The organism is Pantoea sp. XAF26B01_ASV70, from assembly GCF_054512635.1.
The window spans coordinates 2155834-2177289 of the sequence record NZ_CM137251.1; the positions used below are offsets into that span (position 1 = coordinate 2155834).

Sequence of the window (21456 nt, forward strand, 5' to 3'; positions counted from 1 at the left end):
AGTGCCTCCTTACAGCATGTTTTTGGATTTAAGGAAATCACGCGCCACGGTTTCCGGTGACTGATGATCGATATCGACCCGCTTGTTCAGCTCCGTTATCGCCTCATCGGTGATCTGCGCAGAAAGCTGATTAAGCGCGGTATCCAGCCCCGGATGACTCGCCAGCACATCCTGACGCACAACCGGCGTCACGTTGTAGCTTGGGAAGAAGTGCTTATCATCCTCCAGTACTTTCATGTTGAAGCCCTTAACCCGGCCATCGGTGGTATAGATCAGACCGGCATCCACGAATCCGTCGCGTATCGCGTTATAGACGAGGCCCGGGTCCATCTGGCGGATCTGCGGGCGATCCAGCGTCAGGTTGTAGGTTTTCTGCAGCGGCTTCATGCCGTCTGAACGACCCGAGAACTCCAGGTCCAGACCCAGTCGCCAGTTATGCTCCGGGTCGGTTTTACGCACCTGTTCAATCTTCGCAACCAGCTGCGACATGGTGCTGATGCCCTCTTTTTCGGCCCGTTCACGGGTCATGGCAAAGGCATAGGTGTTGTTCATTGGTGCCGGGTTAAGCCAGACCAGCCCCAGTCTCGCATCCAGCTTTTTCACCGTCTCATACGCCTGCTGTGAAGACATCGGCTGGTTGATATGGTTAAAGATGATCAGCGAGGTGCCGGTATATTCCCAGACCATATCAATCTGCTTATTCAGCAGCGCATTACGGCCAATGGTGGTGGCGATATTGCGTTTAGGCACCACCTCGAAGCCTTTCTTCTGCAGCCAGAGCACCGTCATTGCTGACAGGATATGCTGCTCGGTAAAACTTTTGGTCGCCATCACCAGCGGTGCAGCAGCCTGTGCCGTCTGGCTTAACAGCAGTGTCGCGGTCAGCGCGACAACGCTTTTCTTAATCCAACGCGTTAGCATTGCAAAGCTCCTTGTGGTCAGGCCGCAGCGTGCGGACTCAGAAAGCGGCCCAGCGCGGCCAGCATCATATCCAGTACCAGTGCCACCAGTGCAGTGGCGACGGCGCCGAGTATCAGCGTCGGAAAGTCATTCAGATAGATGCCCGGGAAGATCAGCTCGCCAAAGCTGCTGGCGCCAATCAGGAACGCCAGTGGGGCGGTGCCGACATTGATGGCGGTGGCGATGCGCACGCCAGAGAGGATGACCGGCAAGGCATTCGGCAGCTCTACCTGACGCAGACGCTGCCATTTGGTCATGCCGATGCCGTTGGCCGCCTCAATCAGCGACGGGGGAACTGCGCTCAGACCAGAGAAGGTGTTGCGGACGATAGGCAGCAGCGAAGCCAGAAACAGCGCAATCAGCGCCGGACGGTCGCCAATCCCGATAATAACCATCGCCAGAGCCAGTACCGCCAGTGGTGGCAGGGTGTTACCGACATTGAAAATCTGCATCACGTACTCTGCCCAGCGACGTGCAAACGGGCGACTTAGCAGGATGCCGCTGGGGATACCGACCAGCAAAGCGAACAGCATTGACCAGAAGACCAAGAAGAGGTGTTGTTGCCCGAGATAAAGCAGATCGACTTTACGTGCGACCAGCTGATCCCAGCCAAGGCCCCAGATCAGCACCGCGATCACCGCGACCACTGCAAGCAGTGCCAGACCGGCGCGTCGGGCCAGTGAAGCATTTTGCATAGGAGAATCTCCCTGATTACGATCTCAATTGTTATAACAACCATAAACAGCCCGACAGGTACGGCAAAAAATGCCGCCGCGCCCAATACCGAAACTGCGATAAAATGTAGATAAAATGACTGTTTACCCACTCTTTTTCAGTGAATACTGAATAAGATGGTGTAATGCTATAGCAGCCCTTTATTGCACAAGCCAGCTTTTAAGCCACAAATCAGAGAGATAGAAACAGGTTAAAATGGTGTTAAAGCCGCGTAGCCGCTGGGCTAATGCGACAATAAAAAATTTTCATCGACTTCTGGTGACACTGTCACAGAGGGCGCAGAAAATGCGCACGCGCGGGAAACTGCATTGTCTGTTTTTCAGCTAGCCTTGCAGATTAAAAAAGGAACCCTATGACTGAAAGCGCACAAATCCGGACCGGACATCGCCACTGGATCTTGATCGCCTGCATGCTGGCGATGTTTATGGCGGCCATTGAAGTCACTATTGTGGCCACCGCGATGCCCACCATCATTGCTGATCTCGGCGGTTTTTCGCAGTTTGGCTGGGTCTTCTCGATCTATCTGCTGACCCAGGCGGTCAGCGTGCCGCTCTATGGGCGGCTGGCGGATATGGTGGGTCGCAAAACGATGTTTTTTGTCGGCACGTCGATTTTCCTGGTGGGGTCGGTGCTGTGTGGCTTTGCCCATACCATGACCTGGCTGATCCTGTTCCGGGCGTTTCAGGGCCTGGGAGCGGGGGCGATCATGCCGCTCAGCTCCACCATCGTGGCGGATATCTATTCGCCGCGCGAACGCGCCAGCGTGCAGGGCTGGCTCTCCAGCGTCTGGGGTGTAGCGGCGATAGTGGGGCCGCTGACCGGCGCGTGGCTGGTACAGCACTTTAGCTGGTCGGTGATTTTCTGGGTCAATCTGCCCATCGGCCTGATCAGCATGCTGATGCTGTGGCGCTGGCTACCGTCGCACCAGAAGGAGGAGAAGTCGCAGCCGCTGAACCTGGCGGGCAGCGGCTGGCTGATGCTCTGCGTGACGGCATTGCTGATTGCGCTGTTGCAGGCGGAACAGCTGGGCATCTGGCTGGTGCCGTTTCTGCTCTTCTCACTGTTCGCTGGCTGGCAGCTCAGACGCCACGAGCTGCATTCAGCGGCACCGCTGTTTCCGCTGATAATCTGGCGCAGCCGGCTTATCGTGGCGGGTAATGCGGGCAACCTCATCATCGGGGCGGCCATGATGGGCATCAGCGCTTTTCTGCCCACCTGGATTCAGGGGATCAGCGGCGGTTCACCGTTACAGGCGGGCAGTGTGCTGGCGATGATGTCGATTGGCTGGCCGCTGGCCAGCACCCTCAGCGGCAGACTGATGCTGCACACCTCCTACCGCTTCACCGCCCAGCTTGGGGCGCTGTTGCTGGTGACCGGCAGTGCCTTGCTGCTGTTTTTACAGCCCGCAAGCTCACTCTATCAGGCGGGCTTTACGGCGTTTCTGATCGGTACCGGCATGGGGATGACCAGCACCACGTTCCTGGTTTCAGTACAAAACCAGGCGGATTACCAGATTCGCGGCATCTGTACCGCTTCAATTATGTTCAGCCGGATGATCGGGTCGGCGGTAGGGACGGCGATAATGGGCGCGGTGCTGAATCTCAATCTGCAGTGGCGTTTGCCGCAGGTCGAGGATCCGGTGCAGAAGATTATGTCCGAACCCAGTCGTCAGCAGTTACAGCCGGAAACCCTGCAGCAGATGGTAGGGTCGATTGCCGTCTCACTGCACTGGGTGTTCGTGGTGGCACTGGTGATTGCGTTGTTTGCGGTGGGTGTGGCATGGATGATGCCGCGTCAGCGGCCGGAACAGGCGGACTAACAGGCAGGGCGACAGGATGTCGCCCTGATTTGAACAGAACTACTGGGCAGATGAGTCCTGCGAACTGCCGGCACTGGCAGGTACGCTGGCTTCGTTGTCACTGCCTGAGCGCTTATAAACAATTTTTTGTGTGTCGTTCTCACAATGTCCGACGACCTGGCCACCCGCCTGATCAACCTGATCGTTGGCGACGATGTCGAGACTAAAACCCGACTCAGGCACACCGTTCTGAATAATTTTCTGGCTGATTTCGGTTTTTACCGATTCACAGGATGCCTGCGCCATTAGCGGCAGAGCAAATAACGCCGCGCTTAACAAAACCCTCTGTAGCTTCATCACGTCTTCCTTATGTTAGTCGTCGTCATTACTATAGCTCAAATTTACGGCGCTACCGGGCGACCGGAACGGCGATCCAGACAACGCAGGGTGTTGGGCTCCCAGTAGGCGTTGAGATTGAGGCTCTGCTCGCACTTGTCGCGGGTATCAAACGCACGATCGGTTTTATCAAACTCTTTTTCGACGCGGGTGTTCACTTTGTTGCGCAGCATGCGCGTGTCATTCCATTGCTCTTTATCCTGGCGCGCCGCTTCATTGCTCAGCGCGGAACTGCCATCTTCGATAATCAGACGATTAGTATTCGCAGTGGCAGTGAATGCCGCAGTGGAGAGGAGAACCATCAGCACGGCAGGGATCATTTTTTTCATCACACTATCCTTTAGTTAACGCAAACATCGCCATACACGACAGCGGTTGCAGCGGGCATGCTTAGAGCCTGGCTCATCAGGGGTCATTGAGGCAGACAGTCTGGACACAGGCAGCGCATGACAACCGGCGCGTACAGGGTGTACGTGAGGAGGATGAGCACTGCCCAGGTTCAGACGGACAAATAAAACAGCCTGATGGGCCTGGCTCTTAGTATATCATCGCCGTTTCTTTGCTCACCAGCAGTGAGTCGTTTGTTTACGTTAAGGAGAGGTAAGGATGCTGATTAAAACCGCCTTGCTGTTTTTTATTACCGCGCTGGCGGAGATTACCGGCTGCTTTCTGCCGTGGTTATGGCTGAAAAAAGGCGGGTCAGCCTGGTTGCTACTCCCTGCGGCAGCAAGTCTGGCGCTGTTTGTCTGGCTGCTGACGCTGCATCCCGCGGCCAGCGGACGGGTTTATGCCGCCTACGGTGGCGTCTATGTGCTTACCGCGCTGCTCTGGTTGCGGGTGGTGGATGGCGTGAAGCTAAGTGTGTGGGACTGGAGCGGGGCTCTGATCGCATTCAGCGGCATGCTGATTATCGTGATGGGCTGGGGACGCGGGTAACGCCAGCCGTGAGGGCTGGCGCTGCAGGGAGTTAAGGTTTATGCACTTTCAGCCCCGCCAGCGTCTGGCTGACCGGCATCATCTCAAGGCTATTGATGTTGACATGTTTAGGCAGTGTGGCCACCCAGTATACGGCTTCTGTCACATCTTCCGGCGTTAAGGCGGTAGCCCCTTCGTAGACCTGACCCGCCTTGTCATCATCGCCCTTAAAGCGCACGTTGGAAAACTCTGTGCCGCCGACCAGACCCGGTTCAATGTCGGTCACGCGCAGCGCGGTGCCGTGTAAATCGGTTCGCAGATTCAGGCTGAACTGGCGCACAAAGGCTTTGGTGGCGCCGTAGACGTTGCCGCCGGCATAGGGCCAGCTGCCGGCAATCGATCCGATATTAATGATATGACCGACATCACGCTCCACCATCTGTGGCAGCAGGGCGCGGGTCATATAGACCAGGCCTTTGGTGTTGGTGTCGATCATGTTTTCCCAGTCTTCGACGTTGGCTTTGTGCGCCGGTTCGACGCCCAGCGCCAGACCGGCGTTGTTGACCAGCACGTCGATATTGCGCCATTCCGCCGGTAACTGCGCCACCGCCTCTTCGATGGCGGCACGGTTACGCACATCGAGCTGTACCGTATAAATATTCTCGCCCAGTTCTTCCTTCAGCGCTTTTAAACGTTCAGCCCGTCGTCCAGTGGCAATCACTTTATGACCATTCTCAATAAAGCGACGGGTGATGCTTTGACCAAAACCGGCGGTCGCACCGGTGACAAAAATAATCATCTCACTGTTCCTTATGCCATTTTCAGAGTCGATGGCTTCACCATAGCATTTCATTTCCGCTTCTGCGCGTGGAAAAACTGCCTGACCTGTAAACGGATTTTAACGGGTAGCCAGCTGCGCCTTTTCAGGGCAGATTGCACCGTTAAAGGGCAGGTTTGCGGGTAACCCGCCATATTCAAAATGTTCAGGGCGCGCAATATTGCGTAGCAACCGTTTGCATCCGTTCCGCAAACGGTTGCTACGAAATATCAGTCCTTATTTGTTGCGCAAATTCACTTTTTTAGCTTATTTAACTGATATTTAAAGAATTTATTCTATTTCAATTCTGGCACGCAGGTTGCACAGGATTATTCAGATAATCATCTGCAGATATAACATCGCGCTTTCAGAAAGGACTACCCATGCTTTCAGCAACCGACACGGCGATACGCGCCAGCTTCTTTGACTTTACCGGCGTGGTGGATCGTCCCGACGACCTGGCTGGCCAGGCCCGCTATCTTGAGGATGCGGTGCTGCTGCTGCGTGATGGATGCGTAGTGGGGCTGGATAGCTGGGAGAATAGCGAGGCGATGCTGGCGGGGCATCCGGTCATCGACCTGCGCGGCAGACTGATCGTGCCGGGCTTTGTCGATACCCACATTCACTATCCGCAGACAGAGATGATTGGCGCATTTGGCGAACAGCTGCTGGAGTGGCTGAATCACTACACCTTCCCGGTTGAAGCGCAGTATCACTGTCCCGATCATGCTGCGCGGATGTCCGCCTTCTTCCTGCATCAGCTGCTTTCCAACGGCACCACCAGCGCGCTGGTGTTTGGTACCGTTCATCCGCAATCGGTGGAGGCGCTGTTCAGCGCCGCCGAAGCGCTGAACATGCGGCTGATTGCCGGGAAAGTGATGATGGATCGCAATGCGCCCGACAACCTGACCGAAACCCCTGAACAGAGCTACCAGCAGACCCGGGCGCTGATTGAGCGCTGGCACCAGCGTGGACGCCTGAGCTATGCCCTGACGCCGCGCTTTGCGCCGACCTCATCCCCACAGCTGCTGGAAAAAGTGCAGCAGTTGCGTCAGGAGTTCCCGGATACCTGGCTGCATACCCATCTCAGCGAAAACCCGCAGGAGGTTGCCTGGGTCAAAGAACTGTTCCCGGAGCGTGAAGGCTATCTGGATGTTTATCATCATCACCAGCTGACCGGCCGCCGCAGCGTCTTTGCTCACTGTCTGCATCTGGAAGAGAACGAATGGCAGTGTCTGCACGATACCGATTCATCCATTGCTTTCTGTCCCACCTCAAACCTGTTTCTCGGCAGCGGCCTGTTCAACCTGAAACGCAGCTGGCAGCAGGGGGTGAAAGTGGGGATCGGCACCGATGTCGGGGCGGGCACCACCTTTAATATGCTGCAGACCCTGGGCGAAGCCTACAAGGTGGGCCAGCTGCAGCACTACCGGCTCAGCGCGGCCGAAGCCTTTTATCACGCCACGCTGGGCGGGGCGCGCGCGCTGGATCTCGACCACGTCATCGGAAATTTCAACATCGGTAAAGAAGCGGACTTTGTGGTGCTGGACCCGGCGGTTTCTGCCCTGCAGCAACTGCGCATCGGCAACAGCAAAGATATCTGGGAAAAACTGTTTGTATTAATGACGCTCGGAGACGACCGCAATATTGCCCAGACCTGGGTAGCCGGTCGTCCGGTCTGGCAGCGCGACGCACAGGAGCAAGCCGCATGATCCAGTTTCTGTTAAATAACCAGCTGGTCAGCGAGGACGCGCTCGACCCCAACCTCACGGTACTCAACTACCTGCGCACCCGTCAGCAACGCCCTGGCACCAAAGAGGGCTGTGCATCTGGCGACTGTGGCGCCTGCAGCGTGACTCTGGGCAAAGCCGTCGGGGGAACAATGCAGTATGAAACGGTCAACAGCTGCCTGACGCTGGTCTCCGCGTTACAGGGCAAGCAGCTGATTACGGTTGAGGATCTGCGTCACGGCCGCGCACTGCATCCGGCGCAGCAGGCGATGGTCGACTGCCACGGTTCGCAATGCGGATTCTGCACGCCGGGCTTTGTGATGTCGCTGTTCAGCCTGCAAAAAACCGCTTCGGGCTGGGATCGCCATCAGGCGGAAACTGCGCTGGCGGGCAACCTCTGCCGCTGTACCGGTTACCGGCCGATTATGGCCGCCGCCGAACAGCTCTGCTCGCAGCCGGTGACAGACCAGTTCGATCAAGGTGCCGCCGCAACCGTGCAGCGGCTTGAGGCGCTGGCAACCCCGGAGATGCAGGAATTAGGGGGGGAGGGCCGCCGTTGCTTCCTGCCCAAAACCCCGGCTCAGCTGGCGGCGATCTATCTGGCACATCCCGAGGCGAGGCTGATTGCCGGTGGCACCGATCTCAGCCTGCAGATTACCCAGCAGCATAAAAGAATACCGTTGCTGATTGCGCTGGAGCAGGTTGCCGCGCTCAAAGTCTGCAGCGAATTTGATGATCACTACCTGCTGGGCGCAGGGGCTTCGCTGCAGCAGGTCAGCGAATTTCTTGCCAGCCGCATTCCCGGCGTCAGCGAGATGCTGCAACGCTTTGCCTCGCTGCAAATTCGTCTGCAGGGCACATTAGGCGGCAACATCGGTAACGCTTCCCCCATTGGCGACGCCTCGCCGGCGCTGCTGGCCTTAAACGCCAGCCTGTTGTTACAGCGCGGTGAGCAGCAGCGCAGTCTGCCGCTGGATCAGTTCTTTACCGGCTATCGCCAGACCCGGCTCGAAACAGGGGAGTTTATTCGCGCCATTCGCATCGATAAAGTGACGGTGTCACCTGATTTTGTGGCCTGGAAAGTGTCCAAACGGCTGGACGATGATATCTCCGCCGTGTTCGCCGCTTTTAATCTGCAGATTGAACAGGGCGTAGTCAGCAGTGCCAGCATCGCCTTTGGCGGCATGGCGGCAACACCGCAGCGTGCCCGTCACTGTGAACAGGCATTCATCGGTCAGCCGCTGAATGCCGTGACAGTGTCACGCGCAGCCGCGGCGCTGGCAGAGGATTTCCAGCCGCTCTCCGATTTCCGCGCCAGCAGTGACTATCGTCTGCAGGTCGCACGCAACCTGCTGCGCCGCTACTGGCATCGCCACAACGGCGAAATAACCTGTATCGAGGTGGCCCGCTATGTCTCATAACCGTCCTGAACTCAACGAAGAGGTCATTAAGGCGCAGTATGCCGCTGATTTACAGAGCGGCGTTGGTCGCAGTAACCGCCATGAAAGCGCGGAAAAACATGTCTCTGGCGAGGCGCGTTTTATCGATGACAAGCCAGAGCTGCCGGGTCTGCTGCATCTCTGTCCGCGCCTGAGTGAGTATGCTCATGCGCGCATCCTGCATATTGATGTGCAGCCCTGTTATGCCATTCCCGGCGTCGTCAGCGTCCTGACCTGGCAGGATGTGCCGGGCATCAATGATGTCGGGCCGCTGGAGCCGGGCGACCCGCTGCTGGCCCATGACAAAGTGGAGTATCTGGGACAGATCGTGATCGCGGTGGCGGCGGATTCCCCCGAGGCTGCCCGCCTTGGCGCGGCCGCTGCGGTAATTGAATATGAGGTGCTGGAACCGCTGCTGGATGTGGAACAGGCGCTGGCTCAGGGCAGCTTTGTGCAGGAACCTCACATTCACCAGCGCGGTGATGTGGAAGCGGCCCTGGCGCGTGCGCCGCATCGGGTCAGTGGGGCGTTTCACATTGGCGGCCAGGAGCATTTCTATCTGGAAACCCAGACGGCAATGGTTATTCCCGGTGAAGATCAGCAGTTGCAGGTCTTCTCCTCAACCCAGAACCCTACCGAAGTGCAGAAACTGGTGGCGGAAGTGATGGGCATCAGCCTGAATCAGGTGACGATAGATATGCGCCGGATGGGCGGTGGATTTGGGGGTAAAGAGACGCAGGCGGCCGGTGTCGCCTGTCTCTGCGCCATCGTGGCGCGCCAGACCGGCCGGGCGGCGAAGATGCGGCTTTCACGCCGCGACGATATGCGTGTCACCGGTAAACGCCATCCGTTCTTTGTGCGCTACGAAGCGGGCGTTGAAGAGGATGGGCGTCTGTGCGGCATCAAAATCGATCTGGCCGGAAACTGTGGTTATTCGCTGGATCTTAGCGGATCGATTGTCGATCGTGCCATGTTCCACGCCGATAACGCCTATTACCTCGGGGATGCACGGGTAACCGGCTATCGCTGCCGCACGAACACCGCCTCGAACACCGCCTATCGGGGTTTTGGCGGGCCGCAGGGTATGGTGGCGATTGAACAGATCATGGATCATATCGCCCGTGAGCGCGGGCTGGATCCGCTGGCGCTGCGCAAGCGTAACTACTATGGCAAGCAGGATCGCAACATCACCCATTACCACCAGCAGGTAGAGGATAATCTGCTGGATGAGATTACCGAACAGCTGGAGCAGAGCAGCGACTATCAGGCTCGCCGCGCGGAGATTAAGGCGTTTAATGCCCGCAGTCCGCTGCTGAAACGCGGTCTGGCGCTGACGCCGGTGAAATTCGGCATCTCCTTTACCTCCAGCTTTCTCAATCAGGCGGGGGCGCTGATTCTGATCTACACCGACGGCACGGTGCAGCTTAACCACGGCGGCACCGAGATGGGCCAGGGCCTGAACACCAAGGTGATACAGATTGTCGCCGAAGTGCTGCAGATTGAGATCGATAAAATTCAGATCACCGCCACCGACACCGGCAAAGTGCCCAACACCTCGCCAACCGCGGCCTCCAGCGGAGCTGACCTCAATGGCAAAGCGGCGCAGAATGGTGCAGAGATCCTGCGCGACCGCATGACCGCCATGCTCTGCGAGCTACACCAGTGCGACGCGTCGGCGGTGAGCTTCCGCAACGGGGTAGTGCGCGCCGGAGATAAACATTACACCTTCGCCGAGGTGGCGAAGCTGGCGTGGCTGAATCAGGTGCCGCTCTCCGCCACCGGCTACTACCGCGTGCCGGGGATTCATTACGACCGGGTCGCGGGTCGCGGGACGCCGTTCTACTACTACGCTTACGGTGCAGCCTGCTGTGAAGTGGTGATTGATACTCTGACCGGCGAATCCCGCCTGCTGCGCACCGACATTCTGCATGACGTCGGGGCGTCGCTGAATCCGGCCATCGACATCGGCCAGGTTGAAGGTGGCTTTGTTCAGGGCGTCGGCTGGCTCACCTGCGAAGAGCTGGTGTGGAGTGATAAAGGCCAGCTGCTGACCGATGGCCCGGCGAGCTACAAAATTCCTGCCATCAGCGACGTTCCGGCGGACCTGCGGGTCACGCTGCTGGAGAACCGCAAAAACCCTAAAGACACGGTGTTCCACTCCAAGGCCGTAGGTGAACCGCCGTTTATGCTGGGCATCGCCGCCTGGTGTGCCCTGCAGGATGCGGTCGCCAGCGTCTCCGATTACCGGCAGCACCCACTGCTGGACGCGCCCGCCACACCGGAGCGCATCTTCTGGGGCGTGCAGCGCCTGGCGGGAGGGGTTGATGATTTATCATGACTGGATTGGCGTGCTGCATCAGTTGCGTGAAAAACGTCAGAGCTGCGTATTAATCACCGTGCTCAGTGAGCACGGTTCGGTGCCGCGCGACAGTGGCAGCAAAATGGTGGTGACGCAGCAGGAGAGTTATCTCACCATCGGTGGCGGTCATCTGGAGTTTGAGTGCATCGCCCAGGCCAGGGCGATGTTGCAGAGTGGGGCGACTGCGCCACACACCGAGGATTTCAGCCTTGGCGCGCGGCTCGGACAGTGCTGTGGCGGCAAAACTACGCTGCTGTTTGAGCCGCTGCTGCAGGCGCAGCCGGAGATCTACCTTTTTGGCGCAGGCCATGTGGGACAGGCCCTGGTCAACCTGCTGTCAACGTTACCCTGTCACATAAACTGGATCGACAGTCGCCCGGCGCAGTTCAGCCACGTTCCGGCTGGCGTGGTGACGCTTCAGCCGGACGATCCGCTCGACTGCGTAGCAGAGGCACCCGCAGGCAGCTACTTCATCATCATGACCCATCATCATCCCCTCGACTTTGAACTGTGCGAGGCGGTGCTGAAGCGCGGCGATTTCCGCTATGCCGGGGTGATCGGTTCTGAAACGAAAAACCAGCGTTTCCGCTACAGGCTGGCGGGCAAGGGTGTGGCGAACGAACCGCTGGCGCGCCTGCGCTGTCCGATTGGCCTGCCGGACGTCAAAGGCAAGCTGCCCGCCGAGATTGCGGTGGCGATTGCCGGTGAAATCATCAGCGTTTATCAGCAGCACGTCGCCTGAGTTGTCGCTTTCGCGGCAACCTGTCAGGATAAGACTTTGCGATGCCCACCAGGAGCGAACCATGAACGCCCGTCAGAATCCCTTCTTTAGCGTCAGCACACTGCCTTACCAGACTCCTCCTTTTGACCAGATTGAGGAGCAGGATTTCCTGCCCGCGCTGCAGGCGGGCATTGAGGAGAAGCGTCAGGAGATCGAGGCGATCGCACTGAACAGCGACGCGCCCAGCTTTTTCAACACTTATGAGGCGCTGGAGAGGAGCGGACAGCTGCTCAACCGGGTGAATCTGGTGTTCAGTGCCATGACCTCGGCGCATACCAGCCCGTATCTGCAGCAGGTGGATGAGGATATTGCGCCTCAGCTCACCGCGCTCAACGATGACATCATGCTTAACCGCCCGCTGTTTTCGCGGCTCGATGCGGTCTATCTGCAGCGCGCTAAACTGGATGCTGAATCAAAACGGCTGGTTGAGGTGATCTGGCAGCGCTTTCAACTGGCGGGGGCTAATCTGCCGGAAGCGCAGAAACAGCAGCTCAAGACACTGAATCAGGAAGCGGCCCGCCTCGGTACCCGCTTCACCAACAAATTGCTGGCCGCCACTAAAGCGGGCGGGCTGGTCGTCGATGATCTGCAGAAGCTGGCGGGACTCTCACCGGCCGATCTGGCGGTGGCGCAGGCGGAAGCGCAGGCACGCGGACTGGAAAAGCGCTGGCTGCTGGTGCTGCAAAACACCACCCAGCAACCCGCACTACAGAGCCTGGCCGATCGCGCAACCCGTGAAGCGCTGTTTAAGGCGGGCGTCACGCGCACTGAAAAAGGCGATGAGAACGACACCCGCGAGCTGGTATTACGTCTGGCGCAGGTCAGGGCGGAGCAGGCGCGGCTGCTGGGATTTGCCAGCTATGCCGAGTGGAAGTTACAGGATCAGATGGCCAAAACGCCTAAGGCGGCGCTGGCGTTTATGCATAACATCGTGCCTGCCGCGCGCGGTCGTGCGGAGCGTGAAGCGGCGGCTATCCAGCAGACCATCGATCAGCAGCAGGGCGATTTTACCCTGCAGGCCTGGGACTGGCGTTTTTATGCCGAACAGGTGCGGCGTGCCCGTTACGATCTGGATGAGAGCCAGATTAAGCCCTACTTCGAACTGAATTCGGTGCTGCAGAATGGCGTGTTCTGGGCGGCGACGCAGCTCTATGGCATCCGTTTCACGCCGCGACAGGATCTGCCGGTTTACCATCCCGACGTCCAGGTCTATGAGATTTTTGACGCCGATGAGACCCCGCTGGCGCTGTTTTACACCGACTTCTTTAAGCGCGACAGCAAAGGCGGCGGCGCCTGGATGAGCAACTTCGTCAACCAGTCCACGCTGCTCGACAGCAAACCGGTGATCTACAACGTCTGTAACTACACCAAACCGCCAGCCGGTGAACCGGCGCTGCTGAGCTGGGACGACGTCATCACGATGTTTCACGAGTTCGGTCACACGCTGCACGGTCTGTTTGCCAGCCAGCGCTATCCGAGCCTGTCGGGGACGGAAACCCCGCGCGATTTCGTCGAGTTTCCTTCGCAGATCAACGAGCACTGGGCCAGTGAGCCAGCGGTGTTCCGCAACTACGCTCGCCACTATCAGACTCAGGCGCTGATGCCCGCTGAGCTGCATGAAAAGATCGTCCGGGCCGCCACGTTCAACAAAGGCTACGAGATGAGCGAGCTGCTGGCTGCCGCGCTGCTGGATCTGCACTGGCACAGCCTTAACCGTGATTCCGCGCCGCAAAGCGTGGAGGGATTTGAGCAGCAGGCGTTACAGAGCGATAATCTGGCGCTGACGGCGGTGCCGCCGCGCTATCGCTCCAGCTATTTCCAGCACATCTGGGGCGGTGGCTATGCAGCAGGTTATTATGCCTATATCTGGACGCAGATGCTCGCCGACGATGGCTATCAGTGGTTTGCGGAACATGGCGGACTGACGCGCGAGAACGGCGACCTCTTCCGACAGAAAATTCTGTCCCGGGGGAACAGCAGCGATCTCAAAACACTGTATGAAAGCTGGCGGGGCGGGCCTCCGCAGCTGGAGCCCATGCTGAAAAATCGTGGTCTGGCGGAGTCATAGCAGAACGGGCTGTCACGCGCTGGTCGCGCTGACAGCCCGGTTTTATTCGTGTTAACCCAGCGGGCCACCTTCAATGGTTTCGCACATTCCGGCCAGCACCCGTTCACCGGTTTCGCTTTTCAGAGAGTCATACCATTCTGCCGTGATCGCCGGATCGCGCGCATGCGTGACGTCACAGCGTTTGCGCGCTTTCAGCACCAGATCTTTTACCCGTTCAACCCGTCGCGCCTGATAGCGCAGCAGTGCATCTTCAATACCCAGTGAATGAGAAGCCAGCGTCGAGGCCAGTACCACGGCATCTTCCATCGCCGCGCAGCCGCCCTGGCCGATATCGGGCGTGGTGCTGTGGGCGGCATCGCCCAGCAGGGCCACACGTCCTTTAACAAAGCGGCTGAAAGGTTCAATGTCGTGGATCTCAACCCGATTGGTGGTGTCAGGATTGATTGCCGCGATCAGCTGCTGTACCGGCTCCGCCCAGCCCTGAAAATAGCCGGTTAAGTCCGCTTTCACCGTGCTGCGATCCTGCGGCAGTCCCTTCGGCAGCGGCACATCAAAGAAGAAGTAGAATCGATTGCCGCTGACCGGCATCAGCGACACCCGCTTGCCGTCACCGACAAAGGTGGTCCACTGATCGGCGGGCGCAATCTTCTCATCAATGGTGACCAGGCCATTCCAGTTAACGTAACCGGCGTAACGTCGTTCCAGCTTCTGCTCCAGCACATACTCTCGGATCACCGAATGGGTGCCATCGGCGGCAATCAGGAAATCGCCGGTGGCCTGAGTGTTGTCGGAAAAGGTGGCAATCACGCCACTGCCGGTCTGCTCGACCTGGATCACCCGCTTACCAAACTGCACCCGTTCACGCCCGAAGGTATCAATCAGCATCGCCTGCAGTTCTGCCCGCGCCACCGGACAGGGATATTCGCCAACCTGCTGCACCAGCGGCGCCATACTGAAGCGGGTCAGGGGTGCGCCGGTGGTGCCATCGTGATAGGCCATATAGGCCATGTTCCCGCCCAGCTCACGCAGCGCGGTTTTCATGCCCAGCGCATTCAGGCATTTAACACCGTTTGGCCAGATGGAAATCGCCGCGCCGACGGGCTTCATCTCCTTTACGGCTTCAAAGACCTCAACGTCAATTCCGGATTTCTCCAGCGCAATGGCACTACTCATGCCGCCTATACCGCCACCAATCACGATTGCTTTCATAATGCTCTCCTGTCTGCATACGTCACTTCCTGCAACTTTTGTACCAGAGAGATGGTGGTAGAGAGTTTCATATAAATAACAATGTAAATCATAGGCTTAATGTATAATGGGGGGCACCTGACTCCCGCCTTCCTCTTAATCAGTTGCACTGAATTGTGGCAAACGGGCGTGCAAAAAGGGTGCGGCTATAACCGTACTGCATCATTTATTTCATTATCGCCCGTCTGTGTCTGTGTTAATCATCAGCCAGTGGAACGCGCCGGGCACTTTTCAGCATGGTCATTCTTATTACTTTAAAAGTTATTAACTAAAATCCTCATCCGCTTCGCTAATATTCCTGACAATTAATTAAACATTTACATAACAACTGGCGCGAATATTTCCCGGAAAATAATCGTCATATTCAATAAGGGGTTAGCCTGACACAGTTAAACACACCTGTTAATAAAAAATGCAAATTCATAACCAGACACAATTGTGTCTGTTTTAGCACCGTGTGCAATCATTAGCAAAAGCGTTCAGGCCGCGTCATTACGGGCTTTTAGGATATTGCTCAGACCCGCCAGTCACGATCACGTGATATAGATCACTCCGGACACAAGGACTCTGGAAGGCGAACATGAAAATTGGAATCACGAATAACCAGTATCCGGAGCAGCGTAATATCTTAGTTAATCCGGATAACGAATATATCAATCTGAAAAAGAGCAATCTGTTCTACTTTATTAATCCGTTACGAACCCGATTGCTCAAAAAAAATAAAACCTTTGTCTTTCAGCCTGTGCCTTTTTCAGGGGCATCGCGGGCTGACATCCTGCATCTGTTCAATGAAGTGGCGATAACCCATCAGAAGTGGGTCGCGTCGTTTGAAACGGAGCTGCCGCGTGTGCTGCCGGTGGCGGGCGTCGCCAAGCAGGACAACCCCGAGCTGAAACGCCTCATTCCTTATCTGTTAAAAGATAACTGCCTGGGGTTGATTGCCATCTCAGATGCCACCCTGAACATTCAGATGAAACTGTTCAGGCCGGATATTGCCCAGCAAATCCGCCGTAAAACCCTGGTGCTGCATCCGCCGCAGAAGCTGTTTGTCCAGCAGAAAGCGCCGCGTCAGCCCGGTATTCTGAAACTGACCTTTGCCGGTAACGAGTTCTACCGCAAAGGCGGGGCTGAAGTCGTGCTGGCGATCAGTGAGCTGATTGAAGAGCGCAAACTGGAAGAGTCCCAGCTGGATGTGCAGCTGATTGGCGATCTCGCCAAGCGTCGTAACGTGGCGCACCGCCAGTTCCAGGATGATGAGACCTTCTATAGTGGCATTGAGAATCGCATCAAACGCTATCGCTGCTTCACGCATCATTCACAGATGGATAACGGCGCCCTGATGCAGCTGTTCCGCCAGAGCGATGCCGGACTGCTACCAACCTGGCAGGAGACGTACGGTTTCTCGGTACTGGAGATGCAGGCTAACGGCTGCCCGGTGATCACCAGCAACGTGCGCGCGTTGCCAGAGATTAATCCTGCCAGCGCAGGCTGGGTGATTGCGAGTCCGCTTAACGCTGACCGTGAATACAGTATTACCTCGCCAGAGCAGAAAACGCAGCTACGCCAGTCGCTGGTGGAGGGGCTGAAATCGATACTGCTCGCCATTATCGACCGTCCTGAGATGCTGCAGGAGAAAGGTGAGGCGGCGATTCTGCGCATCAAAGATCAGCATGACACCCAGCGTTACATTGCCCGGCTCAACGATATCTACAGCCGTGGCGTGATTAATGTCACTCAACATCCCCCTGTAGTCTCAATTTGATTAGATTTCTCTGACGGGGCGCGCCAGACTGGCCATACTTAGTGCAGCGTCCCTCTGGAGAACTCTTATGAAAATGATCATCAGCCTGCTGCTGTCCGGATTACTGGGCAGCAGCGCCTTCGCTCAGCCCGCACCGCTTTTTCCGGCCCGCGCGCCCCTGGCACAGCTGACGCCCGTCGCTGCCCGCTGCGATGTCTCCGCCTGTCAGACCAACTGCTACACAGAACAATCGCACTGCAACACCCGGGACAACGGTGGCTGCAGTTCTCAGGCTCAGATGTGCGTGCAGGCCTGTGCCGACCAGTGTAAATAATTTAATTCAGTGAAGAATCCCTTAGTTGCCAATGAAAAAGTCTTTGTTTTATCTCGCGTTATTCTCTCTTTCTGCCAGCTGTGTCGCCGCCGATCTCTCTTCACAGCAGGTTACTTCTCTGGTTAAAGCCGCGATCGAACCGCTGATGGAGCAGCAGGAGATCCCCGGCATGTCGGTGGCGGTGCTTTACAAAGGCCGGGCGCAGTTTGTGAACTTCGGCGTGGCCGATCTCGAATCACGCCGCCGGGTCACGGAAAACACGCTGTTTGAGCTGGGCTCCGTGAGCAAAACGTTTACCGGCACCCTGGCTGGCGTCATGATCCGCAACGGCGAAATACGCCTTAACGATCCGGTGCAGAAGTACTGGCCGCAGCTGACCGGTGAGCAGTGGCGTCCGGTGCGGATGCTGCATCTGGCGACCTATACCGCGGGCGGACTGCCTTTACAGTTGCCGGATGATGTCACCGATCAGGCTTCGCTGCTGCGTTTCTATCAGGAATGGCAGCCAGAAGCAGCGCCCGGCACGCTCCGGCAGTACTCTAACGCCAGCATCGGTCTGTTTGGTTCGCTGATGGTGAAGGGTGATTATGAGCAGGCGATGGCGCGAAATGTGTTTCAGCCACTGCGTCTGACGCGCACCTATATCACCGTGCCGCCCTCGATGATGCTGGACTACGCCTGGGGCTATAAAAATGGCCAGCCGGTACGGGTCTCACCCGGCATGCTGGATGCAGAAGCCTACGGCGTTAAATCCACCGCGCGTGACATGCTCACCTTTATGCAGGCAAATGTGGATCCTAACCGCCTCTCTTCGGGGAATGCCGTGCTGCGTAATGCCATTCGCACCGCGCAGGCGCGCTACTTCAAAGTCGGCACCCTGTTTCAGGGACTGGGCTGGGAGATCTACGACTGGCCGGTGACTGCCGACACGCTGATGGGTGACAGCGATAATGGTGTTGCGCTGCAACCCCGCCCGGCAACGCTGCTCAATCCGGTCGGGCCGTCGCAGAGCGCCAGCTGGGTGCATAAAACCGGTGCAACCAATGGATTTGGTGCCTATATCGCCTTTATTCCTGAGAGGAACAGCGGCATCGTGATACTCGCCAACAAGAATTACCCTAATCCGCTGCGTATAAAGGCGGCGTGGCAGATTCTGCAGGCGTTACAGCAGGAGAAGCCTGAGTAACAGGCATCACGCTTGCTCAGCGACGGGGTAAAGCTGGCACCGCCTGTTCATTTGCGCTAAAATAAAAATCAAATGAACAGGAGGCTGCTATGTCTATCGCCATCTACACACCCGCTCAGCATCGTCGCGACAATTCGCTGCTGCATGCCCTGAATCTGCCGGAAACACTGCCTGATGCGCACCAGCGTATTGCGGTAGGGTTCAGCAGCGGCGTGCTGAAACGCACGGCGTCGTTGTCCACCTTTGACGAGGGCTGGCTGTGCCGTCTGGCGGGCATTGATCGCACCACCTACAACCGCAAAGTTAAAGATCCGCAGCAGACCTTTTCGCCCGATCAGAGCGGACGGATCTACATGCTGATCCGCGTCCTCTCTGCCGCCAGCAAACTGTTCCGCGACGACAGGCAGCGTCTGGTGCAGTGGCTGGAAACGCCCGCCAAAGCGCTGGGCGGTAAGAAACCGGCGGAGATGACCACCACGGTGGCGGGTGCAGAAGCGGTGATTAACCTGATTGGCCAGCTTGAGCATGGCGTGATTACCTGATGGCGGTACGTTTCTTTCGCCTGGTGAAGAGTGAGTATGCGATAACCGCCTTTGATGGTTTTGGTGCCCGCACTTACGGGGGGCGCTGGAATTCCGTGGGAACGGTCTGTGTCTATATGGGATCAAGCCGGGCGCTCTGTGTACTTGAGGCGCTGGTTCATCTCACCATTCAGGATCTGTCACACGACTACTCAATGCTGTCGATTAGCGTCCCTGAATCGCTGATTACCGAGCTCTCGCTGGAGGCACTACCCGATGACTGGCAGGCCGATCCCGCGCCATCGTCCACGCGGCAAATTGGTGACGACTGGCTTGCCAGCCCGGATAACGGCCTTGTGCTGAAGGTACCGAGCACGCTGACCGGCGAGTGGAATGCGCTGTTCAATCCCCGTCATCCGGCAGCGGCTGGCATCATCAGTAAGGTGGTGGTGGAGCCATTTTTCTTCGATCCGCGTTTCAGGCTGCAGTAGGGCACGGATTCGCCACTTTCTAAGCGCAACATCTCACATCACGCTGGGGCCTGCGATCCCGCTAGCGCCTGCGCCGCGCAGATCAGCGCCAGATGACTCAGCCCCTGTGGCATATTGCCGCGCCAGCTCTGGCTGCGGACGTCATACATCTCATTGAAGATATCGACATTACCGTGGCCGTTCAGCGTAGCCAGGATCTCCTGCATCGCCTGTTCTGCCTCATCCGCCTCACCCATCTCTGCCCAGGCTTCCACCAGCCAGAAGGCGCAGGCGAGAAAGGTACTCTCTTCTTCTCTTACCCCGCTGTAGCGATAGAGCATGGCGCTGCCGTCACCCAGTTTTTGCCGGATAGCACGGTAGGTCGAGAGCATCCGCTGCGGATTGACCGCGTTGCCGTAGCTGTGAACCAGCGCCAGCGACGCGTCGAGGCGATCGTCACTGCCGGCGTAAAAGAGATAAGCCTGCTGTTGCTCTGACCAGCAGTGCGACTCAATCCAGTCGCGGATACGGTCACGTTCCCGCTGCCAGCGTCCCAGCCAGGTCGGTTCGATATGCTGACTTTCTGCCAGCGCCACCGCCCGATCCAGCGCCATCCAGCAGGCCATTTTGGAGTGGGTGTAGTGTTGCAACTCCGGCAACTCCCAGATGCCACAATCCTTCTGCCGCCAGTGATCGGCGCAGCAGTTCGCCAGCTCGCCCAGCATGCGCGAGGTGGTGATATCCAGCACGTGTCCCGCCTCGATAAAATGCTGCGCGGTGACCAGCATGTCGCCATACATACTGAGCTGCAGCTGGTCACGGGCATTATTGCCGACCCGCACCGGCTGAGAGTTCTGATAGCCGCTCAGCGGCGGATAACGCTCAGCGGGGACCTCATCACCATTCAGGGCATAGCAGGCGCGCAGCCTGACGCCGTGGCGCATGATGGTCTGCGACAGCCAGGAAAAGGCCGCCTTACAATCTTCCAGCGCTCCGAGATAGACGAAGGCTTTAATAATCAGGCAGGCGTCGCGCACCCAGGCGTAGCGGTAATCATAATTTTTCTCGCCGCCGATCCCCTCCGGCAGGGAGGTGGTGGCAGCAGCAGCCAGTGCGCCGGTCGGGGAGTACCAGAGAAACTTCAGCGACAGGGCTGAGCGCTTCACCAGCGTCGGGTAGCGGCCCTCATAACTCAGGCTCTCCACCCAGCTGGTCCAGCCGGTGTGGCTGGTTTCAATCCGCTGATCGATAGCCTCCAGCGGCGGCACCGCCAGCGGCTCTTTCTCGGTCACCAGCAGCGCGCAGAGCGAGCGGGAACCGGCATAGGTACGCAGCGTAGCGCAGACCTGCTCGTCATCCAGCTCTGTGATCTGAATATCTTCGCTGGTGCGCAACATCGCCATGATCTCCGCGATGTGAAACACCTTGCCTTTCTCATTATCGGCCACCCACGGTGAACGGGTTTCAGCGGCGGTGCCGAAGCGCAGGGTGATCGCTAATTCCACTTCACCGCTGACACCCTCTATGCGGCGAGCCAGTTCGCACCAGGGCAGACGGCCCGCCAGCGTGCTGTTAATCGATTCGGTCAGCAGCACGGTGCCGTCACGGGTTTCGAAGCGGGTCTCCAGCACGTTGCTGTTATCGCGGTAGCGGCGTGAGACCTGATAAGGCGCACGCGGGACAATCTGGAAGTAACCACCGAGTCCGGCATCAAGCAGGCGATCAAACAGGGGCTTTGCGTCGAGATTGGGCGCGCACCACCAGTCAATTGAACCGTCCGGCGCAATCAGCGCAACAGAACGGCCTTCACCAATGGCGGCATAATCACCCAGGCCCGCAAAGCCCTCTTTTCTGACCGGCGAATGAAAGATCGGGTTTTCCATAATCTGCTTCCTTATATTACGGTATATCACGGTGGCGAGGTTTCTTAAGCGGGGCAAAAGCGGGACAAAAAAATG

The 21456-nt window shown here is 57.6% G+C and carries 19 protein-coding genes; 12 read left to right on the top strand and 7 right to left on the bottom strand.

Features of this window, described 5'->3' with window-relative positions; translation table 11 throughout:
- Positions 1–9 precede the first annotated feature (9 nt).
- Both ACX8ZY_RS10055 and ACX8ZY_RS10060 read right to left on the bottom strand, forming a co-directional pair.
- A complete protein-coding gene (locus ACX8ZY_RS10055) occupies positions 10–921 on the bottom strand; it encodes a glycine betaine ABC transporter substrate-binding protein (RefSeq protein WP_191917031.1) in 912 nt (303 codons plus the stop codon).
- Positions 922–938: 17 nt separating this feature from the next.
- Positions 939–1655, bottom strand: a complete 717-nt coding sequence (locus tag ACX8ZY_RS10060) for an ABC transporter permease (RefSeq protein WP_010244807.1) — start codon at positions 1653–1655, stop codon at positions 939–941.
- A gap of 392 nt (positions 1656–2047) precedes the next feature.
- On the opposite strand from ACX8ZY_RS10060, the gene ACX8ZY_RS10065 reads away from it, so the two are divergent.
- Entirely contained in the window at positions 2048–3514 is a 1467-nt protein-coding gene (locus tag ACX8ZY_RS10065; protein ID WP_421664930.1) for an MDR family MFS transporter, read from the top strand.
- Between the two features lie 39 nt (positions 3515–3553).
- Here the strand turns inward: ACX8ZY_RS10065 and ACX8ZY_RS10070 are convergent, their stop codons facing one another.
- Both ACX8ZY_RS10070 and ACX8ZY_RS10075 read right to left on the bottom strand, forming a co-directional pair.
- Complete coding sequence (locus ACX8ZY_RS10070; RefSeq protein ID WP_033771805.1) at positions 3554–3850, bottom strand: DUF1161 domain-containing protein; 297 nt, start codon at positions 3848–3850, stop codon at positions 3554–3556.
- Positions 3851–3894: 44 nt separating this feature from the next.
- The gene (locus ACX8ZY_RS10075) at positions 3895–4218 is read right to left on the bottom strand and encodes a DUF1283 family protein (protein ID WP_010244816.1); all 324 of its coding nucleotides are present in this window, start codon (positions 4216–4218) and stop codon (positions 3895–3897) included.
- Between the two features lie 280 nt (positions 4219–4498).
- Between ACX8ZY_RS10075 and ACX8ZY_RS10080 the strand changes: the two genes are divergently transcribed.
- Positions 4499–4825: a YnfA family protein gene (locus tag ACX8ZY_RS10080; RefSeq protein ID WP_031292947.1), complete on the top strand. Its 327-nt coding sequence runs from the start codon at positions 4499–4501 to the stop codon at positions 4823–4825.
- 31 nt (positions 4826–4856) lie between these two features.
- Here the strand turns inward: ACX8ZY_RS10080 and ydfG are convergent, their stop codons facing one another.
- On the bottom strand, positions 4857–5603 hold the full coding sequence (gene ydfG, locus ACX8ZY_RS10085) for a bifunctional NADP-dependent 3-hydroxy acid dehydrogenase/3-hydroxypropionate dehydrogenase YdfG (RefSeq protein WP_033757999.1): 747 nt from the start codon (positions 5601–5603) through the stop codon (positions 4857–4859).
- A 401-nt stretch (positions 5604–6004) separates the two neighbouring features.
- On the opposite strand from ydfG, the gene guaD reads away from it, so the two are divergent.
- The 5 genes from guaD (at position 6005) to dcp (ending at position 13998) form a co-directional block, all read left to right on the top strand.
- Complete coding sequence (gene guaD / locus ACX8ZY_RS10090; protein WP_033757705.1) at positions 6005–7333, top strand: guanine deaminase; 1329 nt, start codon at positions 6005–6007, stop codon at positions 7331–7333.
- Complete coding sequence (gene xdhA / locus ACX8ZY_RS10095; protein ID WP_459259804.1) at positions 7330–8772, top strand: xanthine dehydrogenase small subunit; 1443 nt, start codon at positions 7330–7332, stop codon at positions 8770–8772. The genes guaD and xdhA overlap by 4 nt, the downstream gene beginning before the upstream one ends.
- Positions 8762–11128 (top strand): xanthine dehydrogenase molybdopterin binding subunit, encoded by a 2367-nt coding sequence (gene xdhB / locus ACX8ZY_RS10100; RefSeq protein WP_172608527.1) that lies wholly within the window; start codon positions 8762–8764, stop codon positions 11126–11128. The genes xdhA and xdhB overlap by 11 nt, the downstream gene beginning before the upstream one ends.
- A complete protein-coding gene (xdhC, locus tag ACX8ZY_RS10105; protein ID WP_421664931.1) occupies positions 11115–11891 on the top strand; it encodes a xanthine dehydrogenase accessory protein XdhC in 777 nt (258 codons plus the stop codon). Before xdhB ends, xdhC begins: the two co-directional genes overlap by 14 nt.
- Before the next feature lie 61 nt (positions 11892–11952).
- Positions 11953–13998 (top strand): peptidyl-dipeptidase Dcp, encoded by a 2046-nt coding sequence (gene dcp, locus ACX8ZY_RS10110; protein ID WP_172608526.1) that lies wholly within the window; start codon positions 11953–11955, stop codon positions 13996–13998.
- Positions 13999–14049: 51 nt separating this feature from the next.
- Here the strand turns inward: dcp and hpxO are convergent, their stop codons facing one another.
- Positions 14050–15207, bottom strand: coding sequence for an FAD-dependent urate hydroxylase HpxO (hpxO, locus tag ACX8ZY_RS10115; RefSeq protein WP_010244840.1), 1158 nt, complete (start codon positions 15205–15207; stop codon positions 14050–14052).
- A 619-nt stretch (positions 15208–15826) separates the two neighbouring features.
- Here hpxO and ACX8ZY_RS10120 point away from each other — a divergent pair.
- From ACX8ZY_RS10120 to ACX8ZY_RS10140, 5 genes are all read left to right on the top strand, one after another.
- The gene (locus ACX8ZY_RS10120) at positions 15827–17008 is read left to right on the top strand and encodes a glycosyltransferase family 4 protein (RefSeq protein ID WP_158131689.1); all 1182 of its coding nucleotides are present in this window, start codon (positions 15827–15829) and stop codon (positions 17006–17008) included.
- A gap of 67 nt (positions 17009–17075) precedes the next feature.
- Positions 17076–17321, top strand: a complete 246-nt coding sequence (locus ACX8ZY_RS10125; protein ID WP_022625634.1) for a hypothetical protein — start codon at positions 17076–17078, stop codon at positions 17319–17321.
- Between the two features lie 31 nt (positions 17322–17352).
- The gene (ampC, locus tag ACX8ZY_RS10130; RefSeq protein WP_060680228.1) at positions 17353–18507 is read left to right on the top strand and encodes a class C beta-lactamase; all 1155 of its coding nucleotides are present in this window, start codon (positions 17353–17355) and stop codon (positions 18505–18507) included.
- An 89-nt stretch (positions 18508–18596) separates the two neighbouring features.
- Entirely contained in the window at positions 18597–19049 is a 453-nt protein-coding gene (parS, locus tag ACX8ZY_RS10135; protein ID WP_010244850.1) for a type II RES/Xre toxin-antitoxin system antitoxin, read from the top strand.
- Positions 19049–19519 (top strand): RES family NAD+ phosphorylase, encoded by a 471-nt coding sequence (locus ACX8ZY_RS10140; protein ID WP_033771790.1) that lies wholly within the window; start codon positions 19049–19051, stop codon positions 19517–19519. Before parS ends, ACX8ZY_RS10140 begins: the two co-directional genes overlap by 1 nt.
- 38 nt (positions 19520–19557) lie before the next feature.
- Here ACX8ZY_RS10140 and ACX8ZY_RS10145 read toward each other — a convergent pair whose 3' ends face one another.
- The gene (locus ACX8ZY_RS10145; protein WP_158131690.1) at positions 19558–21381 is read right to left on the bottom strand and encodes a glycoside hydrolase family 15 protein; all 1824 of its coding nucleotides are present in this window, start codon (positions 21379–21381) and stop codon (positions 19558–19560) included.
- Positions 21382–21456: the final 75 nt, after the last annotated feature.

Coding starts and splice junctions, on each gene's coding strand:
- ACX8ZY_RS10055 (WP_191917031.1), bottom strand. CDS start 921: ATGCTAACGCGTTGGATTAAGAAAAGCGTTGTCGCGCTGACCGCGACA.
- ACX8ZY_RS10060 (WP_010244807.1), bottom strand. CDS start 1,655: ATGCAAAATGCTTCACTGGCCCGACGCGCCGGTCTGGCACTGCTTGCA.
- ACX8ZY_RS10065 (WP_421664930.1), top strand. CDS start 2,048: ATGACTGAAAGCGCACAAATCCGGACCGGACATCGCCACTGGATCTTG.
- ACX8ZY_RS10070 (WP_033771805.1), bottom strand. CDS start 3,850: ATGAAGCTACAGAGGGTTTTGTTAAGCGCGGCGTTATTTGCTCTGCCG.
- ACX8ZY_RS10075 (WP_010244816.1), bottom strand. CDS start 4,218: ATGAAAAAAATGATCCCTGCCGTGCTGATGGTTCTCCTCTCCACTGCG.
- ydfG (WP_033757999.1), bottom strand. CDS start 5,603: ATGATTATTTTTGTCACCGGTGCGACCGCCGGTTTTGGTCAAAGCATC.
- guaD (WP_033757705.1), top strand. CDS start 6,005: ATGCTTTCAGCAACCGACACGGCGATACGCGCCAGCTTCTTTGACTTT.
- xdhA (WP_459259804.1), top strand. CDS start 7,330: ATGATCCAGTTTCTGTTAAATAACCAGCTGGTCAGCGAGGACGCGCTC.
- xdhB (WP_172608527.1), top strand. CDS start 8,762: ATGTCTCATAACCGTCCTGAACTCAACGAAGAGGTCATTAAGGCGCAG.
- xdhC (WP_421664931.1), top strand. CDS start 11,115: ATGATTTATCATGACTGGATTGGCGTGCTGCATCAGTTGCGTGAAAAA.
- dcp (WP_172608526.1), top strand. CDS start 11,953: ATGAACGCCCGTCAGAATCCCTTCTTTAGCGTCAGCACACTGCCTTAC.
- hpxO (WP_010244840.1), bottom strand. CDS start 15,207: ATGAAAGCAATCGTGATTGGTGGCGGTATAGGCGGCATGAGTAGTGCC.
- ACX8ZY_RS10120 (WP_158131689.1), top strand. CDS start 15,827: ATGAAAATTGGAATCACGAATAACCAGTATCCGGAGCAGCGTAATATC.
- ACX8ZY_RS10125 (WP_022625634.1), top strand. CDS start 17,076: ATGAAAATGATCATCAGCCTGCTGCTGTCCGGATTACTGGGCAGCAGC.
- ampC (WP_060680228.1), top strand. CDS start 17,353: ATGAAAAAGTCTTTGTTTTATCTCGCGTTATTCTCTCTTTCTGCCAGC.
- parS (WP_010244850.1), top strand. CDS start 18,597: ATGTCTATCGCCATCTACACACCCGCTCAGCATCGTCGCGACAATTCG.
- ACX8ZY_RS10140 (WP_033771790.1), top strand. CDS start 19,049: ATGGCGGTACGTTTCTTTCGCCTGGTGAAGAGTGAGTATGCGATAACC.
- ACX8ZY_RS10145 (WP_158131690.1), bottom strand. CDS start 21,381: ATGGAAAACCCGATCTTTCATTCGCCGGTCAGAAAAGAGGGCTTTGCG.